Source organism: Nocardia sp. NPDC058497 (assembly GCF_042720195.1).
In the GTDB taxonomy this organism is placed as follows: domain Bacteria; phylum Actinomycetota; class Actinomycetes; order Mycobacteriales; family Mycobacteriaceae; genus Nocardia.
Window position 1 is genome coordinate 1 of the sequence record NZ_JBHXMY010000587.1, and the last position, 3,604, is coordinate 3,604.

Annotated in this window: 4 protein-coding genes; 1 reads left to right on the top strand and 3 read right to left on the bottom strand. The window is 61.8% G+C overall.

Annotated elements, in window-relative coordinates:
* Nucleotides 1-444 (bottom strand): LysE family translocator (locus ACFWPJ_RS27670; protein ID WP_378855648.1); only part of this gene is annotated, 444 nt, incomplete at its 3' end.
* A gap of 685 nt (nucleotides 445-1,129) precedes the next feature.
* Between ACFWPJ_RS27670 and ACFWPJ_RS27675 the strand changes: the two genes are divergently transcribed.
* Nucleotides 1,130-1,633 carry a hypothetical protein gene (locus ACFWPJ_RS27675; RefSeq protein ID WP_378855650.1) on the top strand — a complete coding sequence of 168 codons (504 nt, stop codon included), beginning with the start codon at nucleotides 1,130-1,132 and terminating at the stop codon, nucleotides 1,631-1,633.
* A gap of 83 nt (nucleotides 1,634-1,716) precedes the next feature.
* Here ACFWPJ_RS27675 and ACFWPJ_RS27680 read toward each other — a convergent pair whose 3' ends face one another.
* Together ACFWPJ_RS27680 and ACFWPJ_RS27685 are read right to left on the bottom strand one after the other, a co-directional pair.
* Nucleotides 1,717-2,766, bottom strand: a complete 1,050-nt coding sequence (locus ACFWPJ_RS27680) for an NAD-dependent epimerase/dehydratase family protein (protein ID WP_378855652.1) — start codon at nucleotides 2,764-2,766, stop codon at nucleotides 1,717-1,719.
* Between the two features lie 2 nt (nucleotides 2,767-2,768).
* The coding region (locus ACFWPJ_RS27685) for a M20/M25/M40 family metallo-hydrolase (RefSeq protein WP_378855654.1) at nucleotides 2,769-3,604 on the bottom strand (836 nt) is incomplete at its 5' end.

Consider the following 3,604-nt stretch of genomic DNA (forward strand, 5'->3'; position numbering starts at 1 on the left):
TCCGTCGGGACGAATGATTTGCGGAATCAATGCGACAAAGAATACTGCTGCCTTCGGATTGAGGATATTGCACAAAAACCCCCGCCAGGCATTACTTGCCAACCCTGCCTTGTTGATCGCCACCGGAGCCGGTGCGTCGACTGTCTCATCAGTGTGTCGACGGGCGGCAAGCAACGACTGAATACCAAGGTATACCAGGTATATTGCGCCGACGATCTTCACGACGGTAATGGCTGTCGCGGTTGTATCCAACAATGCGGAGACTCCCGTCACCGCGGCTACCACCCATATCGCAACGCCGACCACGACACCCGCCGTCGCGGCCACGCCCGCAGACCAGCCCGTCAAAGCGCGGCTAATGATTACCGCCATATCAGGCCCAGGAGAGATGGCTACGAAAAGCATCACACCTGCGAACGCGGCATACTGTGCGAGAAAAGACATCAACAGCTCCTAATGGAGGGAAACGAAATTTCGGGCACGCACAACAGCAGCGTCTCTATCAAACCTAACCCCCCGATCCAGCGTGATGTCCACCTCGCTTTACCAGCGCAAGAATAGCAGCGCTCACAACCGAGTTCAACCGCTGCCGAGCATTTGCTGGACTCGCTTTTTGAGCACCGAGCATCACCGTCAGCCATGCCATCGACCTTCCTACTAGCAAGCGTGAGCCGAGCAACGAGATGGCCATTGATTAGGCCAGATTCCGAGAATACCGATCCGTTGAGGCGCGGGCCCCTCCGCCTGCCGGTAGGAGCGCTAGGAGGTTGCGGCTTCATCGGAGGGCATACCGTACCTTGCGGTTCGTTAGATGTTCGTGAGATCAATCCACTTCCGAACGGCAGGAGTATGCGCGGGGTGCGCCGGACACGTAGGGACGGAACGCAACCGGGCTGGCACCGCTCGTGCGGCACATCGCACAGTGGGCACGTGTCGCCGCCAGCCCCGAACGTGACCGTGGCCGAACGTTCTTGCCGCCATTGACAACTCGGAAGTCGTCAATAAGAGTGTTTGAAGGCGAGCGATTGCCAACTGCAGCAACTTATAACGCCCCCTGTCCACGTTGCCGGGGGAATCTCAGAGGGGGACCAATATGCTTTATGCCTTCGGGTTCGACAGGATGGGAGTCGTGATCAGCGACATGTACTTCGTGACTTCGGCGGGCGCAAAAGGCCACGATGGTCCGGAGCACGGAGTCCGACTGGAACTGCGCTGGTTGGAGGCTGGCGAACTGAAAGGAACAATCTATTCGGCCCGGCCGATCGCCGTTGCGGAGCCGATCTGGCGTGCCGACCTGCTGGAGTCGGTTGACGGGCGCCCGGGAAGCTTCGATCGCGTCCATCATCATCCGTGGTTCGATGGCTGGAATGACTGTGAGCGGGTCTTCGACTCCGAACTGTCCGCCGATCCGTTCGGATGGTTGGAGCGCCAACTGTCAGACCTCCCGAACCTGTTGGCGAAGGCTGGGGTCGACGTGGGCGCTGTAACCCCGGGCGACCTGGTTGAATTGCCGCGCGCAGCGGCTGAAATCGTCGACGTGACCCGACGGGTATGGGCCAGGGTCCAGGCAGGGGAGCTAGGCCGAGCACCAGAAGGGCCAGTAGAAGATTTCATCCGCGCCAGCTGGCTCTGAGACCTGAGTCGAATCCCTGCGGCTCAGACGATCTCGGCACCAGGCCGACATACGGATGGTCGGTGTCCGTCCGGGCGCGTCCGTCAGGCCCCGCGGCGCTCAAGCTGGTGGGCATCCCACGCTCGCAGGACAGCCTGCTCACGGTCTGGGCAAAGGCCTAGCTCCCCTGCACGAACGTGGGCGATCGGGGCGCCACCGCAGGTGAGCCATTCCCAGGTATCGCTAACAGTGTCGCTGAGCGGGCGACAGATCAGACCCTCCACACGAGCACGCTGCGAATCAACCGCCCAGGTTCCTCTGTGGGTTCGCCACAACGGCAGCTCCTTCCACTGCGAGACACCGTGTGCCTGGAGCCAATCCTCGTCAGTGACCCATTCGATCCGAGCTTCGCCATCGGCGGCCACTCGGTTACACGCCTCAAGGAGGTCCCCCATCGTGTCTATGCCCGATGCCGTGACATTCCAGGTCCCGGATGACGTACAAGCATGCAGAGCGAACTCTGCGACGTCGCGCACATCAACCGGCTGAATGGACCGTGAGGGGCAACCAGGCCCCAGCACACGCCCGCCGCGCTGCATCCGTCGCAACCACCACTCGAGACGGCCGACATACTCAAGGGGACCCAGAATGACGCCAGGGCGCAGGATTGCGGTGCGCTCTGGCCCGAAGGTCTCCGTGACTGCCCGCTCGCATCCGGCTTTGGTGATGCTGTATTGGGATGGCCTTGGATCACCAGCATGGCTGAAGTCCGGGCCGGCATCTGCCGGGCACTCCAGGACATCGGAGGATTCGGTCAGTGGCTTCAACGGCCATCCCGAATACACAGCGACAGTCGACACCAGCACGTAGCGTTCAACGACTGGTTCCAGTGCACGAGCGAGCTGAAGCGTTTCGCGCGGAACGTAACTCGATGTGTCAATGACCGCATCCCAGGTGCCGGCGCTGGCCAATCGAGCGATGTCGGCGGGGTCGGTTCGGTCGCCGTAGAATACGGTCACACCGTCAGCGTCTGTACCGCTGACCCCGCGCCGGAATGTGGTGACCTCAGCGCCCAGAGCGACTGCGGATTCCGCGATCGTTCGGCCGAGAAACCATGACCCGCCCAGGATCAGCACACGTGTCGCGTCGACCATCCTCACAATGCTCCCGGTCGCTCTGCGAGCCGAGCTATCAGTGCTGCAAGCAGGGCGACGCGCTCAGGCATCGTCGTGATGACGACGTTTTCGCCGCGCCCGTGCGGGTGACCGCCGATGGCACCGAGTCCATCGAGCGTCGCTATCCCGAGCCCTGCCGTGAGGTTGCCGTCAGAAACTCCGCCGGATCTGACCGGCGCCGGAAGACTAATCCCCAGCATGGAAGCGGCTTGCTCGGCTTCGGCGAGCGCCGTTAGCGCCGTCTCCTGTTCGAAGGGACGGCGACGTATTCCGCCAGTCACGATCACCTGCGCCCCTGGAAGATTCGGAGTGAGTTCGGACATCAGGCGATCGACCTTCTCCAGTTCTGCAGTCGTCCACGACCGTGCCTCGACGCGCACATGAGCACGTTCAGGGACGGTATTCACGGTGGTACCGCCCGCCAAGATCGTTGGGGTCACCGTTGTTTCACCCGAGGACAGGCTCGCAATCGACAGAATCTGATGTGCCAGCTCGACACCCGCATTTACTCCGAGCTCCGGCTCCAGGCCTGCGTGCGCCGCCCTTCCTCGAATCTCGACGCGGTATCCCGCGATCCCTTTGCGGCCGATCTTCAACGCGCCGCCATCGGCGCTCGGCTCGCATACGAGTACCGCCCCGGCCAACTGCGCGTGCTGCTCGATCAACGATCGAGATGTCGCCGACCCGATCTCCTCATCGCTGGTCAACAGAAACCGTACCAGCGCATAGGCCACGAGCAACTCAAAGCCCGCGACGAACAGCCCAAAAGCGCCCGACAGATCGAAAAGGGTGAGAGAAACAAAAACCCGCCCACCCA